Below are 17,046 nucleotides of genomic sequence, written 5' to 3'. Positions count from 1 at the left end.
CCGTCACCCCGAGAAATGCTTGCCGATACCCACGGAAAAACTCGTGTTCCCTCAGGTTTTCGTTACGCGTTTTCGGCAGAAACTGCTTCTCGACACGCCACTAAGTGCCCTGTTCACGGGGCCTCTACCGACGACCCGGTTCGAAGCAAAACCCGCCGGTCAGAAACTGAATGGTGACGCACCGCAGATTATTGACGTACGACACTGATGTAACCGGAAAGAGGTGCTAGCATAGAGCCACCAGTCGATCTCAGCATGCACCCTAACTAGTAGTCAGGATATGACCGAGCCAGAAGACCCCAGCCGCGAGCGCCTCAAGCACCACTTTGCCCAGCGGGTAATTCATCAGGCACGTCAGATTCTTGAGATATGGCAACGCCTGCAACGCAGTGAGTGGTCCACTGCCGACCTCGCCGAACTGAGCGAGGCCAATCTGCGCCTGCTGCGTTTTGCCGAGCGCTTCGAACAGCCCGAGCACACCCAACTGGCCCATCACATCAGCCAGTCGCTGGAAGCCGTCGACGCCAATCGCGGGCGCCTGAGCAGCGGCCTGATCACCGATCTCAACCGTTTGATGCAGCGTCTGTCGCGCACCGGCCTGCGCCATGGTGATCAACTCGACCAGACCTTTCTGCCGCCCCTGCGCAAACCGATCTACGTGATGCTTCAGGATCACGACCGCGCCGAACGACTGGCCAAACAACTGGAGTTCTTCGGTCTCAGCGCCCAGGCGCTGGACAGTGTGTCGGCGTTTCGCTCCTCGATGGTCGAGCGTCTGCCCGCCGCCATCGTCATGGACGTGGACTTCAGCGGCGCCGGCGTCGGCCTGAAACTCGCCGCCGAAGCCCAGCAGGGTCTGGAAGAGCCGTTGCCACTGCTGTTCTTCAGCCTGCATGAAACCGACACCCCGACCCGCCTCGCCGCCGTGCGCGCCGGCGGTCAGGAGTTCCTTACCGGCACCCTCGAAGCCTCGAGCTTGCTGGAGAAAATCGAAGTCCTGACCTGCGTCGCTCAGTACGAACCTTATAAAGTGCTGATCATCGACGACTCCCGCGCCCAGGCGATGCACACCGAGCGCCTCCTCAACAGCGCCGGGATTGTCACCCGTACCCTGATCGAGCCGATTCAGGCGATGGCCGAGCTGGCGGATTTCCAGCCGGACCTGATCATCCTCGACATGTACATGCCGGCCTGCACCGGCACCGAGCTGGCCAAGGTCATCCGCCACAACGACCGTTACGTCAGCGTGCCGATCATTTATCTGTCGGCCGAAGACGACCTCGACAAGCAGCTCGACGCCATGAGCGAGGGCGGCGATGACTTCCTGACCAAGCCGATCAAACCGCGCCACCTGATCACCACGGTGCGCAACCGCGCCGCCCGTGCGCGCAACCTGAAAGCACGGATGGTCCGCGACAGCCTCACCGGTCTGTACAACCACACGCACATTCTTCAGTTGCTGGAAGACTGCTCGTTCCGCGCCCGCCGCGAAAACAAGCCGCTGAGTTTTGCGATGCTCGACATCGACCATTTCAAACGGGTCAACGACAGCCATGGCCACCCCATGGGCGACCGGGTGATCAAGAGCCTGGCGCTGTTCCTCAAGCAGCGTCTGCGCAAGACCGACTTCATCGGACGTTACGGCGGCGAAGAATTCGCCATCGTCATGCCTGACACCGATATAGAAGCCGCGCACAAAGTGCTCGACGAAATTCGCCAGCGCTTCGCTGAAATCCATTACCCGGCCCAGCCACAGGATCTTTGGTGCACCTTCAGCGCCGGGGTAGTGGAGATGCACGACGACTCCGACAGCCTGATGATGGCCAGCCAGGCCGACGAGGCGCTTTACCGCGCCAAGGGTGAAGGCCGCAATCGGGTGCAGACCGCGCGAGACTCAAAGCAAAGTGCCACTTTTTCACCGGAATCCACCGATTCGGTCATAACCTTGTAACAGAACAGAAATAAATTCAGGCACTTACCATTTCTGCCGTTGGTAGCCGTCATGCGCCTGAAGTTGCTCACCAATCTCAACACGCTGTTGCTGGTCGCCGTCTGCGTGGCCCTCGGTGCCACGCTGTGGTGGTCGCAAAAAGCCCTCGAACGCCCGTATCTGCTGATGGAGCGCTACCTCGGGCTGTCACAGCAATTTCAGAATGAAGTCGCGCGCAACGTCGAGGACTACCTCGGCAGCGGCGATGCCTTGCGCCTGAGCAGCGCCAGCCAGGCCATCGACAGCCTGCAGAAAGAACTCGGCGAGCTGCCGCCCGCCCTGGCCGACACTCTGCGCCCGAGCCTCACCAGCCTCGATGAATTCAGCAAGACCGACCTGCTGGCCGCCGGCAAACTGGCCGGCGATCCGCAGGCGCTGCTGTTGCAGGCCGAGCGCGAATTGAGTGCCAGCCTCGATCAGCTCAACACCTATGCCGGCGGCAACTCGACCTATCTGGCGCCGTTGCTTGGCGCCTCTCAGCATCTGGGCAAGTTGTCGCTGGCCCGCGACAAACTGGTCAGCAGCGGGCGCAGTGAACTGGCTGCCGATGTCGAGCGCGAGATCACCAACATCCGCACCCAGGCCCAGGCAATCGATGCCCTGCCCTTGCTCGGCGTGGTCACCCGTAGCGAATCCGGCAGCGACGATTTCGCCTCGATGATGGGCATTGAAAGCACTGAAAAAGCCGTCGCCGAAGACGCCGGCGTCGGTCTCAAACGCGAACTCAACAGCTTGCTTGGCCGCTATCCGGCAGAACTGGCCCGCACCCGCGACCAGATCCAGAAACGCACCGAACTCAGCACCGCGACCCACCAGAAAATCGCCGCCGTTCAACAAGCCATCGCTGGCCTTGAGCCAGTGGTACGTGCCCAACACGGGCAGATCCAGAGCGAAGTGCGCCTGATGCAAGGTGTGATGATCGGCTTGATCCTGTTGATCGCCCTGCTGATCGACACCCTGCAGCGACGTCTGGCTCGTACCCTGACCAATCTCGCGCCCGCATTGTCGACTTGGGCCGAGGGTGATTTCAGCCGTGACATTCATCTGGGCAAGACCAACCTCGAACTGCACGACATCGAAGCCTCGCTCAATCGCCTGCGTGCCTATCTGGTGGATCTGGTCGGGACGATTCGCGGCAATGCCGAACAAGTGGCGGGCAGCAGCCGCACCCTGGCCGAACTGAGCAACGACCTGCACAGCGGCGCCGAGCATCAGGCCGGCGATACCGCGCTGATCCGTGACTCCCTGAGCGAACTGGAAGCGACCATCCAGCAGGTGGCCGGCGATGCCCGTCAGGCTGCGGACGCCAGCCGTCACGCGGGACAGGCCGTCGAGCATGGGCAAAAGGTCATCGGCCTGAGCCTCACCGGCCTGCATGCGCTGGTCGGAGAAGTGCAAGGCAATGCGCAGATGATCGAACATCTGGCGCAAGAGTCGGCCACCATTGGCGGCGTACTGACAGTGATCCGTTCGATTGCCGACCAGACCAATCTGCTGGCCCTGAATGCCGCGATCGAAGCCGCCCGCGCCGGAGAAATGGGCCGCGGGTTTGCCGTGGTGGCCGAGGAAGTCCGCTCATTGGCACAACGCACCGCCGGCGCCACCGCAGAAATCCAGACCTTGATCGCCGGCCTGCAAACCGCCGCCCGACAATCGGTCGAAGGCATGCGCGCCCAGGTGGAACACGCCGAAGCCACGGCCAATCAGGCGCAATCGGCGGACGGTGCGCTGGACAAGATCGTCGGCGCGATCCAGACCATTTCCGACACGGCAGTGCGCATCGCCGAGGTCACCGCGCAGCAAAGCGGCGCGGTCAGCGAAATCCGCGATCACAGCGAACGCATTCATCAATTGGGTGGGGATAACTTGTTGCGCATCGGTGAAGGACGCGAACAGGGGGAGAATCTGCTGGTATTGGGCGGGCAACTGCATACAGCGGTGCAGGCATTCCGCGTCTGATCGCGATTGTGCCGGGTTTGGCCGCGTGAATGACCGGATCTGATCACTCAGTCACATATTTCGCGCAAACATCGGAGATCGTGCTGGCTATTGCAGAGAACTGGACAGTCACAAAGTCTTTGCGGCATAGTCGCCGGGTTCTGATGAAGGCTCACCCATAACAAGGAACACGCAGATGGCAACGCTACTGGTGCTGCACGGCCCCAACCTGAACCTGCTCGGCACCCGGGAACCCGGGACCTACGGGTCGACCACCCTGGCGCAGATCAATCAGGATCTGGAGCGCCGCGCCCGTGACGCCGGCCATCATCTGCTGTATCTGCAAAGCAATGCCGAGTACGAATTGATCGACCGCATCCACGCCGCGCGCGGCGAAGGTGTGGACTTCATTCTGATCAACCCAGCAGCTTTTACACACACAAGTGTCGCATTACGTGACGCGCTGCTGGCGGTGAGCATCCCATTCATCGAAGTGCATTTGTCCAACGTGCACAAACGCGAACCTTTCCGCCATCACTCTTACTTCTCCGACGTAGCGGTGGGAGTGATCTGCGGCCTTGGCGCCAGCGGTTATCGACTGGCCCTGGAGGCTGCACTAGAGCAGCTTGAACAACAAGCTATACGCCCCTGACCGACCCTTGGGAGTTGATGATTCATGGATATCCGTAAAGTTAAGAAACTGATCGAATTGCTGGAAGAGTCCGGCATCGACGAGCTCGAGATCAAGGAAGGCGAAGAGTCCGTACGCATCAGCCGTCACAGCAAGACCCCGGCGCAGCAGTACTACGCACCGGCTCCGATGCAGGCTCCGGCCGCTGCACCTGCCGCGGCTGCCGCTCCGGTTGCTGCTGCAGCCGCTCCAGCAGCCGCTGCTGCTCCAGCGCTGAACGGCACCGTTGCCCGTTCGCCGATGGTCGGCACCTTCTATCGCAAATCTTCGCCAACCTCGCCGTCCTTCGTTGAAGTCGGCCAGACCGTGAAGAAAGGCGACACCCTGTGCATCGTCGAAGCCATGAAGATGATGAACCACATCGAAGCTGAAACCAGCGGTGTGATCGAGTCCATCCTCGTCGAAGACGGCCAGCCGGTTGAGTACGACCAACCGCTGTTCACCATCGTTTGAACTGCGGAGAGCCTTTGATGACTGCGAAGTTGGAAAAAGTTCTGATCGCTAACCGCGGTGAGATCGCCCTGCGGATTCTGCGTGCCTGCAAAGAGATGGGCATCAAGACCGTCGCCGTTTACTCCAAGGCCGACAAAGAGCTGATGCACCTGGGTCTGGCAGACGAATCCGTCTGCATCGGCCCGGCTTCTGCCGCGCACTCTTACCTGCACATCCCGGCAATCATCGCGGCCGCTGAAGTGACTGGCGCTACCGCCATTCACCCAGGCTACGGCTTCCTCGCGGAAAACGCCGACTTTGCCGAGCAGGTCGAGAACTCCGGCTTCGCGTTCATCGGCCCGAAAGCCGAGACCATTCGCCTGATGGGCGACAAGGTATCGGCCAAGCACGCGATGATCGAAGCGGGCGTTCCCACCGTTCCAGGTTCTGACGGCCCGCTGCCGGAAGACGAAGAAACGGCGCTGCGCATCGGTCGCGAAGTCGGCTACCCGGTGATCATCAAGGCCGCCGGTGGCGGCGGTGGTCGCGGCATGCGCGTGGTGCACAAGGAAGAAGACCTGATCGCCTCGGCGAAACTGACCCGCTCCGAAGCCGGCGCGGCGTTCGGCAACCCGATGGTCTATCTGGAAAAGTTCCTGACCAACCCGCGTCACGTCGAAGTGCAGGTTCTGTCCGACGGCCAGGGCAACGCCATCCATCTGGGCGACCGCGATTGCTCGCTGCAACGCCGTCACCAGAAAGTTCTCGAAGAAGCGCCGGCTCCGGGCATCGACGAGAACGCGCGCAAGGAAGTCCTGGCTCGCTGCGTCAAGGCGTGCATCGACATCGGCTACCGTGGCGCCGGCACTTTCGAGTTCCTGTACGAGAACGGTCGTTTCTACTTCATCGAAATGAACACCCGTGTTCAGGTGGAGCACCCGGTTTCGGAAATGGTCACCGGTATCGATATCGTCAAGGAGATGCTCAGCATCGCCGCTGGCAACAAGCTGTCGTATACCCAGGATGATGTGGTCATCCGCGGTCACTCGCTGGAATGCCGGATCAACGCCGAAGACCCGAAAACCTTCATGCCGAGCCCGGGCACGGTCAAGCATTTCCACGCACCAGGCGGCAACGGCGTTCGCGTCGATTCGCACCTGTACAGCGGTTATGCCGTTCCGCCGAACTACGACTCGCTGATCGGCAAGCTGATCACTTACGGCGCCACCCGCGACGAAGCCATGGCCCGCATGCGCAATGCCCTGGACGAAATCGTGGTCGACGGGATCAAGACCAACATCCCGCTGCACCGTGATCTGACCCGCGACGAAGGCTTCTGCAAAGGGGGCGTGAACATTCACTACCTCGAGCACAAGCTGGCTGGCGAGAAGCACTAAGCTTCAGCCCGCACCTGACAAAGCCGCCTTCGGGCGGCTTTGTTGTTTCCGAAGGTTTCATCTGCTCATACATTCCCCGCTCCCACAAAAGCGTCGAGCTCGCGTAAACTTGCGCGCTTCTCGCAGGCCGCTAGGCTGCAATCAATCTTTTTCACAGGTGCCCGCCATGCCTTGGCTGCAAGTACGTCTGGCCATCAGCCCGGAACAAGCCGAAACCTACGAAGACGCTTTCCTTGAAGTCGGCGCCGTTTCGGTGACCTTCATGGACGCTGAAGATCAGCCGATCTTCGAACCGGAACTCAATACCACCCCGCTGTGGGCACACACCCACCTGCTGGCCCTGTTCGAGGGCGGCACCGAAGCGGCGCCGGTACTGGCCCATCTCGAACTGCTGACCGGCAGCCCGCTGCCCGAGCACCACAGCGAAGTGATCGAAGACCAGGACTGGGAACGCAGCTGGATGGACGGCTTTCAGCCGATGCAATTCGGCCAGCGTCTGTGGATCGTGCCGAGCTGGCACGCCGCACCGCAACCCGATGCAGTCAACCTGCTGCTGGATCCGGGCCTTGCCTTCGGCACCGGCACCCACCCGACCACCGCCCTGTGCCTGGAATGGCTCGACGGCCAGGATCTGAAAGACTGCAACGTGCTGGACTTCGGCTGCGGCTCGGGGATTCTGGCCATCGCCGCCCTGCTGCTCGGCGCGAAAGAAGCCGTCGGCACCGACATCGACGTGCAGGCGCTGGAAGCTTCGCGCGACAACGCCGGGCGCAACGGCATTGCCGACGAACTGTTCCCGCTGTATCTGCCGGAAGACCTGCCACAGGTCAAAGCCGACGTACTGGTGGCCAACATCCTGGCCGGCCCGCTGGTATCCCTGGCGCCGCAGCTGTCAGGCCTGGTCAAGTCCGGCGGGCGCCTGGCGCTGTCCGGGATCCTCGCCGAACAAGGCGAAGAAGTCGCCGCCGCCTACGCGCAGGACTTCGATCTCGACCCGATCGCCAATCGCGATGGCTGGGTGCGCATCACTGGCCGTCGGCGCTAGAATGACCGCCTGCTCAATCCGGATCGCCGCATGACCGACAGCTTCGTCACCCAGTGCCCGCATTGCCAAACCAGTTTCCGCGTCAGCCATACTCAATTGAGCGTGGCCCGCGGGGTGGTTCGTTGCGGCTCCTGCCTGCAAGTGTTCAACGCCGCCAAACAGCTGCTCGAACAACGCGCAGGCAAGGAAGCAGTCACGCCGACGGCGCCAGCCATCGCAGAACCGGCACCGGCAACCGAAGCACCGGTCGTCGCCAGACAACCCGAGCCCATCGAACCACCTGAACCTCGCGCCATCAGCCAGAAGCAGTGGAGCGCTGCCGAGCTGGATCTCGACAGCCTGGATCTCGATGAAGAGCTGGCTCGTCTCGAGCAGCGGGAAATCCAGCCGACCACCGAATTCGGCGGTGCGCGCCAAGAGTCCCTCAGCGCTCGCCGTGACGACCACGAGCCGGATGACGAGCCTTGGTCGGACAGCCTGTTCAGCAAACCGGCAAATGAACGGATCGTCGAGCCTGAACACGCCAGCGATCCCGCCGATTTCGAACCGGTGAAACCGGAACGCACCGAACCTTCACTGTCGCTGGAGCCGGTCGACCTCGATGACGAGCCAGCCATTCCGCAGTTGCGCCTGCATGACCCGATCGATCCGGCAGCGCGCCACGAGCGCCTGTCGGCGAGCACGGAAATCGATGACGATCTGCCGGCGGTCGAACCATCCCGCAAAAAGCGCGAACGTGACGAATCCGGCGTACGTGCCGAAGTCCTGCAGGATCTGACCGACGATCCGCTGCAACTGGACTGGCAGAAGCGTCGCTCGCCCTGGGGCCGGCGCCTGCTCTGGCTGTTGCTGGTGCTACTGGCCGCCGGCGGTCTCGCCGGCCAGTACATCAGCTATCACTTCGACGAACTGGCCCGCCAGGACCAGTACCGCCCGTGGTTCCAGCAACTGTGCCCGCAGATCGGCTGCACGGTGCCGTCCAAGGTCGATATCGCCAAGATCAAGAGCAGCAACCTGGTGGTGCGCAGCCACCCGGAATTCAGCGGTGCGCTGGTGGTGGATGCGATCATTTATAACCGCGCACCCTTCTCGCAGCCTTTTCCGTTGCTGGAGTTGCGCTTTGCCGACCTCAACGGACACCTGATCGCCAGCCGGCGCTTCAAGCCCGGCGAGTACCTCAATGGCGATCTCGAAGGCATGGCGGAAATGCCCCCGCAGACGCCCATCCACATCGCCCTGGACATCCTCGATCCCGGACCGAAAGCGGTGAACTACAGTCTGAGTTTCCACTCCCCCGAGTAGAACGCTCCACTGCTTCAGGATTGACGGCAGTTTTCTGACTTTGCCCGGCACGACCAAACCGTCGGCAATAACGAAATGGCTGTTCAGATTTTGTTCAATTCAGCCTTTATCCAGTCATCGAGAGCGGGTATCATGCCAACCCTTTTTCGAACTCTCATGATCCGGCCCCACTTCAGGGAAGTCCTATGTCGGCGGTACGCATCGGCCCATATACATTGCAGAACGGCTTGATCCTCGCCCCCATGGCGGGTGTCACCGACCAGCCCTTTCGTCAGTTGTGCAAGCGTTTGGGCGCAGGGCTTGTAGTCTCGGAAATGGTCACCAGTGACATGAGCTTGTGGAATACCCGCAAGTCGCGCATGCGCATGATCCACGAAGGCGATCCCGAGCCACGCTCGGTGCAGATTGCCGGTGGCGACGCGCAGATGCTGGCGGATGCAGCCCGGGCCAACGTCGAACTGGGCGCACAGATTATCGACATCAACATGGGTTGCCCGGCGAAAAAGGTCTGCAACAAGGCTGCCGGCTCCGCGTTGCTGAAGGATGAAGCACTGGTTACCGAGATCCTGCACGCCGTCGTGGCTGCGGTTGATGTGCCGGTAACCCTGAAGATCCGCACCGGATGGGATCGCGACAACAAGAACGGCCTGACCGTGGCGAAGATCGCCGAGCAGGCCGGGATCACGGCGCTGGCGGTGCATGGCCGCACCCGCGCCGACCTGTACACCGGCGAAGCCGAGTACGACACCATTGCCGCGATCAAGCAGGCGGTGTCGATTCCGGTCTTTGCCAACGGCGACATCGTATCGCCGGAAAAGGCCCGCTACGTGCTCGACGCGACCGGTGCCGATGGCCTGTTGATCGGCCGGGCTGCCCAGGGGCGGCCATGGATTTTTCGTGAGATCGAACACTTCCTGCGTACCGGCGAGAAATTGCCGGCACCGGAGCTGATCGAGGTGGAACGCATTCTGCTTGAGCATCTGGCTGCCCTCCACGCCTTTTATGGGGATGTGATGGGCGTACGCATTGCCCGAAAGCATGTGGGCTGGTATCTCGCAACCTTGCCGGGCGCCAAGGAGTTTCGCGCCCGTTTCAATCGTTTGGATGGTACGGAAACACAATGCGCCAACGTTCGGGAGTTCTTCGCCGAACGTTACAAGAGCCTGACAGGGGACGGAGAAGGGGTGGCCGCATGACGATGATGACCGAGACTTTAGTGAGTGGAACAACACCCGTGAGCGACAACGTGAATTTGAAACAGCACCTCAATACCCCGAGCGAAGAAGGCCAGACCCTTCGCGGGAGTGTCGAGAAGGCGCTGCACAATTATTTCGCCCACCTTGAGGGCGCAGCCGTCACGGACGTGTACAACCTGGTGCTCTCCGAAGTCGAGGCTCCCCTGCTCGAAAGCGTGATGAACTACGTCAAGGGCAACCAGACCAAGGCCAGCGAGCTGCTCGGACTCAACCGCGGCACGCTGCGCAAGAAACTCAAGCAGTACGACCTGCTGTAAGCATTCAATCCAACCAGAAAGGCGCCCGCGTAAAACCGGTCGCCTTTTTTGCTGACTTCCCTTGCTTTTGATGGAAATTGAGATGACCGACCAGACTACCCGCCTGCCGATCCGCCGCGCCTTGATCAGTGTTTCCGACAAGACCGGGATCCTCGAATTCGCCAGGGAGCTGGAAGCCCTGGGTGTGGAAATCCTTTCCACCGGCGGGACCTTCAAACTGCTGCAGGACAACGGCGTGGCCGCAGTGGAAGTCGCGGATTACACCGGTTTCGCAGAAATGATGGACGGTCGGGTGAAAACCCTGCACCCGAAAATCCACGGCGGGATCCTCGGTCGTCGCGGTATCGATGACGCCATCATGAACGAGCACGGCATCAAGCCGATCGATCTGGTAGCCGTCAACCTGTACCCGTTCGAAGCCACCATCAGCAAGCCAGGCTGCGACCTGCCGACCGCCATCGAGAACATCGACATCGGCGGCCCGACCATGGTCCGTTCGGCAGCGAAAAACCACAAAGACGTGGCCATCGTGGTGAATGCCAGCGACTACGCCAACGTTCTGGAAAACCTCAAGGCCGGCGGCCTGACCTACGCTCAGCGTTTCGACCTGATGCTCAAGGCATTCGAACACACTGCCGCCTACGACGGCATGATCGCCAACTACATGGGCACCGTGAACCAGGCTGCCGAGACCCTGAGCACCGAAGGTCGCAGCGAATTCCCACGCACCTTCAACAGCCAGTTCATCAAGGCCCAGGAAATGCGCTACGGCGAGAACCCGCACCAGAGCGCGGCGTTCTACGTTGAAGCCAAGCCTGCCGAAGTCGGCATCGCCACCGCCACCCAGCTGCAAGGCAAGGAACTGTCGTACAACAACGTGGCCGACACCGACGCCGCGCTGGAATGTGTGAAGAGCTTCGTCAAACCGGCCTGCGTGATCGTCAAGCACGCCAACCCGTGCGGCGTGGCCGTGAGCCCGGACGCCGAAGGCGGCATCCGTCAGGCCTACGAACTGGCCTACGCCACTGACACCGAATCGGCGTTCGGCGGCATCATCGCCTTCAACCGTGAACTGGATGCCGAAACCGCCAAGGCGATCGTCGAGCGTCAGTTCGTTGAAGTGATCATCGCACCCAGCGTCAGCGAAGAAGCCCGCGCCATCGTTGCTGCCAAGGCCAACGTACGCCTGCTGGCCTGCGGCGAGTGGTCGGCCGATCGCGTTCCGGCCTGGGACTACAAGCGCGTCAACGGCGGCCTGCTGGTACAGAGCCGCGACATCGGCATGATCGGCGCCGACGACCTGAAAGTGGTGACCAAGCGCGCCCCGACCGAACAGGAAATCAACGATCTGATCTTCGCCTGGAAAGTCGCCAAGTACGTTAAATCCAACGCCATCGTCTACGCCAAGAACCGTCAGACCATCGGTGTCGGCGCCGGCCAGATGAGCCGCGTGAACTCGGCGCGTATCGCTGCGATCAAGGCTGAGCACGCCGGTCTGCAAGTGGCTGGTTCGGTGATGGCGTCCGACGCGTTCTTCCCGTTCCGCGACGGTCTGGACAATGCGGCCAAGGTCGGCATCACTGCAGTGATCCAGCCGGGTGGCTCGATGCGTGATGCCGAAGTGATTGCTGCTGCCGACGAAGCCGGTATCGCCATGGTATTCACCGGCATGCGCCATTTCCGTCACTGATACACAGATTCAAATGTGGGAGCGAGCCTGCTCGCGAATGCAATCTGCCAGCGACGTTGACGTTGACTGACACACCGCTTTCGCGAGCAGGCTCGCTCCCACATAAAGCGCTCCAACAGCGCCTGACAGAATTTTGAGGTTTTTGAAATGAATGTTTTGATCATTGGCAGCGGTGGCCGCGAACACGCCCTGGCCTGGAAAGTGGCTCAGGATCCGCGTGTGCAGAAAGTTTTCGTCGCACCGGGCAACGCCGGCACCGCGATTGAAGCCAAGTGCGAGAACGTCGCCATCGACGTGCTGGCCCTTGAGCAACTCGCTGACTTCGCCGAGAAGAACGTTTCCCTGACCATCGTCGGCCCGGAAGTCCCGCTGGTCGCCGGCGTCGTCGATCTGTTCCGCTCCCGTGGCCTTGACTGCTTCGGACCGACGGCGGGTGCCGCACAGCTGGAAGGCTCGAAAGCCTTCACCAAGGATTTCCTGGCTCGCCACAAGATCCCGACCGCCGACTACCAGAACTTCACCGAGATCGAGCCGGCCCTGGCTTACCTGCGTGAAAAAGGCGCACCGATCGTGATCAAGGCCGACGGCCTGGCCGCCGGTAAAGGCGTGATCGTCGCCATGACCCTGGCCGAAGCCGAAGACGCCGTGCGCGACATGCTCGCCGGCAACGCTTTCGGCGACGCCGGTTCCCGCGTCGTGATCGAGGAATTCCTCGACGGCGAAGAAGCCAGCTTCATTGTCATGGTCGACGGCAAGAACGTCCTGCCGATGGCCACCAGCCAGGACCACAAACGCGTCGGCGACGGCGACAGCGGCCCGAACACCGGCGGCATGGGCGCCTACTCCCCGGCCCCGGTGGTCACCGCCGACGTGCACCAGCGCGTGATGGACCAGGTGATCTGGCCGACCGTGCGCGGCATGGCCGACGAAGGCAACGTCTACACCGGTTTCCTGTACGCCGGTCTGATGATCGACAAGGCCGGCAATCCGAAGGTCATCGAGTTCAACTGCCGTTTCGGCGATCCGGAAACCCAACCGGTGATGCTGCGTCTGCAGTCGAGCCTGGTGTTGCTGGTCGAAGCAGCGCTGGCCCAGGCCCTGGACAAGGTCGAAGCCCAGTGGGATCCACGCCCGAGCGTCGGCATTGTGCTGGCGGCCGGCGGTTACCCGGGCGATTACGCCAAGGGCTCGACGATCAACGGCCTGGACGCGGCAGCGGCTCTGGAAGGCAAGGTCTTCCATGCCGGCACCGCGCTCAAGGACGGCAACGTCGTGACAGCCGGCGGTCGGGTGCTGTGCGCTACCGCCATGGGCGCCAGCGTAGGTGCCGCTCAGGAGCAAGCCTACAAGCTGGCCAAGGCCATCGACTGGGAAGGCTGCTTCTACCGCACCGACATTGGCTACCGCGCCATTGCCCGTGAACGCGGCGAAACCCGCTAATAAGCTACGCTGTGTTTCCGGCAGGGGCTCATCGCCCTTGCCGGACTGTTCCGACGCTGCGCATCGTTATATTCTGGCATCAACCTACGAAGGGATTTCGCCGTGCGCTGGCTCAGGATTGCCATAGGCTTCACCGTCACCTTGCTGACCTTGCTCTGCATGCTTGCGGCCCAGGCCGCGCAAGGCAGTGGCTGGTCGATATTGCTCGACGATCAGGGCAACCTCCAGCTGAGCGATATCCGCTCCTCCCGCTACACCAATCAATTCAGCCCCATCGAGCTTGACCGCCTCACCGCGGCCGAACCCGATGGCGCACTATGGCTGCGCTTCAAACTGGCCCCCGGCAAGCACGAACAAGTGCTGCGAATCTTTGCCCCCGACCTGTCGCACCTCAGTCTGTACGTCCTGGACGGCGAGCGACTGATCGAACAACGGGAAACCGGGACCGGGCAGGCCCAGGCCGAACGTCCGCTGCCCAGCACTGACTTTCTGTTGCCATTGCCGCAAAGCGACAAGACTCTCGACATCTACCTGCGAATGGTCTCCGATCACCAGTTGCGTCCGTACATCACTCTGCAATCGGCGGTGATGGGCGCGGCCAATCATAACCAGACGCTGATCTACGGCTTGCTGTTCGGCTGCCTCGGCATGCTGATCCTGCACAACCTGATCCGCTACGCCTACACCCGCTCGCGCAGCAGTCTGTGGCTGGCAGTGTGTGAAGGCCTGCTGACCCTGAGCCTGTTGCTGTTGCTCAACCTGGCCGGCCCATGGCTGCCGAACTGGCACGCGATCCAGACCCCCGGCGCCTATCTGGCCCTGCTGCTGACCGCCCCGTCCGGACTGATGTTCGCCTACCGATTTTTCGCTCCGCTCGGCGAACATCCGCTGAACAAGCTGTTGCTGGGCGACATTCTGTTCATCGTGATTTGCAGCCTGCTGCTGTTGTTCGTCAACACCTTGCCGCTGAACATCATTACCTATGCACTGGTGGCCCTGGCGGGCCTGAGCATGTTGCTGGTGGGGTTCTACCACTGGCAGAAAGGCTACCGCCCTGCCCGGTTGTTCGTCGCCGCGATGGTGGTGTTCAACATCGGTACGCTGATCATCCTCCCGGCCTTGTTGGGGTTGACCCTGGTGGCGCCGCAAGGCCTGATCATGACGCTGATGGGGTTCATCTGCATCAGCGGGCTGCTGATGAGCATCGCCCTGGGCGAACGCCAGCGCAGCATCACCGAAAGCCGTTTCAGCATCAGCCGCGATCTCGCCGCGAGCAACGCCGAAATCAACGCCAAAGCCGAATTCCTGGCCAAGATCAGCCACGAAATCCGCACCCCGATGAACGGCGTGCTGGGCATGACCGAACTGCTGCTCGGCACGCCGCTGTCGGTCAAGCAACGGGACTACGTGCAGACCATCCACAGCGCCGGCAACGAACTGCTGACCCTGATCAACGAGATCCTCGACATCTCCCGGCTCGAATCTGGCCAGATCGAGCTGGACGACGTGCAGTTCGACCTCAACGCCTTGATCGACGATTGCCTGAGCATCTATCGGGCGAAGGCCGAACAGCAGAGCGTCGAATTGATCAGCTTCATCCAGCCGCAGGTGCCCCGGGTCATCAGCGGTGATCCGACGCGCCTGCGCCAGACTTTGCTGAGCCTGCTGGAAAACGCCCTGAAGAAAACCGAGGAAGGCGAAGTACTGGTCGTGGTCGCCCTCGATGAGCGCAGGGCCGGGCCACGCCTGCGCATTGCCGTGCAGGACAGCGGTCAGCCGATGGATCAGGAAGAGCGCGATGCGCTGATGCACGCCGAGCTCCACAGCAAGCATTTCCTGTCGGCCAACCGACTGGGCGGCAATCTCGGGCTGGTGATCGCACGGCAACTGATTCGCCTGATGCACGGCGAGTTCGGCATCAAGAGCGGTGGCACTCAGGGCAGCACACTGTGGCTGACCCTGCCGCTGGATCCCGATCGCCTGGAGCACCCGACCTCCGATCTCGACAGCCCGCTGCAAGGGGCGCGGGTGCTGGTGGTCGACGACAACGAAACCTGTCGCAAGGTGCTGGTGCAACAGTGCAGCGCCTGGGGCCTGAACGTCAGCGCCGTGCCGTCAGGCAAGGAAGCGCTGGCCCTGCTGCGTACCAAGGCGCATCTGCGCGACTATTTCGACGTGGTCCTGCTGGACCAGAACATGCCCGGCATGACCGGCATGCAACTGGCCGCCAAGATCAAGGAAGACCCGAGCCTGAACCACGACATCCTGCTGATCATGCTCACCGGCATCAGCAATGCGCCGAGCAAGATCATCGCGCGCAACTCGGGGATCAAGCGCATCCTGGCCAAACCGGTGGCCGGTTATACCCTCAAGACCACGCTGGCCGACGAGCTGAACCAGCGCAACCGCGGCCAGGCGGTGTTCCAGCCACAAGCGACCGGCCCGGCCACGGCCGTCAAGGTTCCGAGCGACTTCCGCATCCTCGTCGCCGAAGACAATACGATTTCCACCAAGGTGATCCGAGGCATGCTCGGCAAGCTCAACCTGCAACCGGACACCGCCAGCAATGGCGAAGAAGCCTTGCAGGCCATGAAGGCCCAGCGCTACGACCTGGTGCTGATGGATTGCGAAATGCCGATCCTCGATGGCTTCTCCGCCACCCAGCAACTGCGGGCCTGGGAGGTCGGCAATCAGCGTATCCGTACGCCGATCGTCGCGCTGACCGCGCACATCCTTGCCGAACACAAGGAGCGTGCGCGCCAGGCCGGCATGGACGGGCACATGGCCAAACCGGTGGAACTGTCGCAACTGCGCGAGCTGATCGAGCACTGGGTAGCTCAGCGTGATCAACACAATCGCACGGCGGCACGAACGCCCTGAACCTGGCGAGCGCTCACTTTCTCAACGGATCTTGCCGTGATGACGCCAGATCCGCCTGATAGACTCCGTTCAACTTTCGTCGGCGCGAGTTTCAATCATGCTCCATGTGTTGTTCAGCGTTTACCTGAAGATGCTGGTGCTCTACAGCCCGTTCTTCGTGTTGTCCTGCTTCATCAGCCTGACCCGGGGTTATTCGCGCAAGGAACAACGGCGCCTGGCCTGGAAAGTTGCGATCGCCACCCTGGTATCGAGCGTGTTGCTGTACCTGTTCGGGCGAGTGATCTTCGACGTGTTCGGCATCACCGTGGATGCTTTCCGCATCGGTGCCGGCAGCGTGCTCTTCATCTCGGCGCTGGGCATGGCGCAGGGCAAGTCGGCGGTGCAGGCCGACAATGTGCAGCAGGACGTGACCATCGTCCCGCTGACCATCCCGCTGACCGTCGGCCCCGGCACGATCGGTGCGCTGCTGGTGATGGGCGTCAGCCAGCCGCACTGGGATGACAAGCTGATCGCGATCATGAGCATCGCACTCGCCAGTTTTACCGTCGGCGTGGTGTTGTATCTGTCGAATCGAATCGAGCGGATTCTCGGCGATCAGGGGTTGCAGATCGTCAGCCGGCTCATGGGATTGTTTGTCTGTGCCCTGGCTGCGCAGATCATCTTTACCGGGGTGAAGGGTTATCTTGGCTGACCTGCCACCCCGCAAATGAAAAAGCGGCTCCGAAGGG

At 61.7% G+C, this 17,046-nt stretch carries 13 protein-coding genes; all 13 read left to right on the top strand.

Annotated elements, in window-relative coordinates:
- Positions 1-280 precede the first annotated feature (280 nt).
- The 13 genes from gcbA to C6Y56_RS03060 all read left to right on the top strand — a co-directional run bounded on the left by gcbA (position 281) and on the right by C6Y56_RS03060 (position 17,009).
- Positions 281-1,951 (top strand): diguanylate cyclase GcbA, encoded by a 1,671-nt coding sequence (gene gcbA / locus C6Y56_RS03120; RefSeq protein ID WP_085711233.1) that lies wholly within the window; start codon positions 281-283, stop codon positions 1,949-1,951.
- A 51-nt stretch (positions 1,952-2,002) separates the two neighbouring features.
- Positions 2,003-3,949, top strand: a complete 1,947-nt coding sequence (locus C6Y56_RS03115; RefSeq protein WP_169428682.1) for a methyl-accepting chemotaxis protein — start codon at positions 2,003-2,005, stop codon at positions 3,947-3,949.
- Positions 3,950-4,124: 175 nt separating this feature from the next.
- The gene (gene aroQ, locus C6Y56_RS03110) at positions 4,125-4,580 is read left to right on the top strand and encodes a type II 3-dehydroquinate dehydratase (RefSeq protein WP_169428681.1); all 456 of its coding nucleotides are present in this window, start codon (positions 4,125-4,127) and stop codon (positions 4,578-4,580) included.
- A gap of 24 nt (positions 4,581-4,604) precedes the next feature.
- Positions 4,605-5,072 carry an acetyl-CoA carboxylase biotin carboxyl carrier protein gene (gene accB / locus C6Y56_RS03105; protein WP_007951023.1) on the top strand — a complete coding sequence of 156 codons (468 nt, stop codon included), beginning with the start codon at positions 4,605-4,607 and terminating at the stop codon, positions 5,070-5,072.
- 17 nt (positions 5,073-5,089) lie between these two features.
- Complete coding sequence (gene accC / locus C6Y56_RS03100) at positions 5,090-6,448, top strand: acetyl-CoA carboxylase biotin carboxylase subunit (RefSeq protein ID WP_011332264.1); 1,359 nt, start codon at positions 5,090-5,092, stop codon at positions 6,446-6,448.
- 166 nt (positions 6,449-6,614) lie between these two features.
- Positions 6,615-7,493, top strand: a complete 879-nt coding sequence (gene prmA, locus C6Y56_RS03095) for a 50S ribosomal protein L11 methyltransferase (RefSeq protein ID WP_085732735.1) — start codon at positions 6,615-6,617, stop codon at positions 7,491-7,493.
- Between the two features lie 30 nt (positions 7,494-7,523).
- Positions 7,524-8,795, top strand: coding sequence for a DUF3426 domain-containing protein (locus C6Y56_RS03090; RefSeq protein WP_169428680.1), 1,272 nt, complete (start codon positions 7,524-7,526; stop codon positions 8,793-8,795).
- Positions 8,796-8,980: 185 nt separating this feature from the next.
- A complete protein-coding gene (gene dusB, locus C6Y56_RS03085; protein ID WP_085732733.1) occupies positions 8,981-9,991 on the top strand; it encodes a tRNA dihydrouridine synthase DusB in 1,011 nt (336 codons plus the stop codon).
- Positions 9,988-10,308 carry a DNA-binding transcriptional regulator Fis gene (gene fis, locus C6Y56_RS03080; protein WP_003186237.1) on the top strand — a complete coding sequence of 107 codons (321 nt, stop codon included), beginning with the start codon at positions 9,988-9,990 and terminating at the stop codon, positions 10,306-10,308. The genes dusB and fis overlap by 4 nt, the downstream gene beginning before the upstream one ends.
- Positions 10,309-10,390: 82 nt before the next feature.
- Positions 10,391-11,998 (top strand): bifunctional phosphoribosylaminoimidazolecarboxamide formyltransferase/IMP cyclohydrolase, encoded by a 1,608-nt coding sequence (gene purH, locus C6Y56_RS03075; RefSeq protein WP_169428679.1) that lies wholly within the window; start codon positions 10,391-10,393, stop codon positions 11,996-11,998.
- Between the two features lie 147 nt (positions 11,999-12,145).
- Positions 12,146-13,438 (top strand): phosphoribosylamine--glycine ligase, encoded by a 1,293-nt coding sequence (gene purD / locus C6Y56_RS03070; protein WP_169428678.1) that lies wholly within the window; start codon positions 12,146-12,148, stop codon positions 13,436-13,438.
- Positions 13,439-13,540: 102 nt separating this feature from the next.
- The gene (locus C6Y56_RS03065; protein WP_169428677.1) at positions 13,541-16,318 is read left to right on the top strand and encodes a hybrid sensor histidine kinase/response regulator; all 2,778 of its coding nucleotides are present in this window, start codon (positions 13,541-13,543) and stop codon (positions 16,316-16,318) included.
- Between the two features lie 97 nt (positions 16,319-16,415).
- On the top strand, positions 16,416-17,009 hold the full coding sequence (locus C6Y56_RS03060; protein ID WP_119429392.1) for a MarC family protein: 594 nt from the start codon (positions 16,416-16,418) through the stop codon (positions 17,007-17,009).
- Positions 17,010-17,046: the final 37 nt, after the last annotated feature.

The sequence above is a fragment of the Pseudomonas fluorescens genome (assembly GCF_012974785.1).
GTDB lineage: Bacteria > Pseudomonadota > Gammaproteobacteria > Pseudomonadales > Pseudomonadaceae > Aquipseudomonas > Aquipseudomonas fluorescens_BT.
This window is presented reverse-complemented; position numbering and strand designations above follow the sequence as displayed.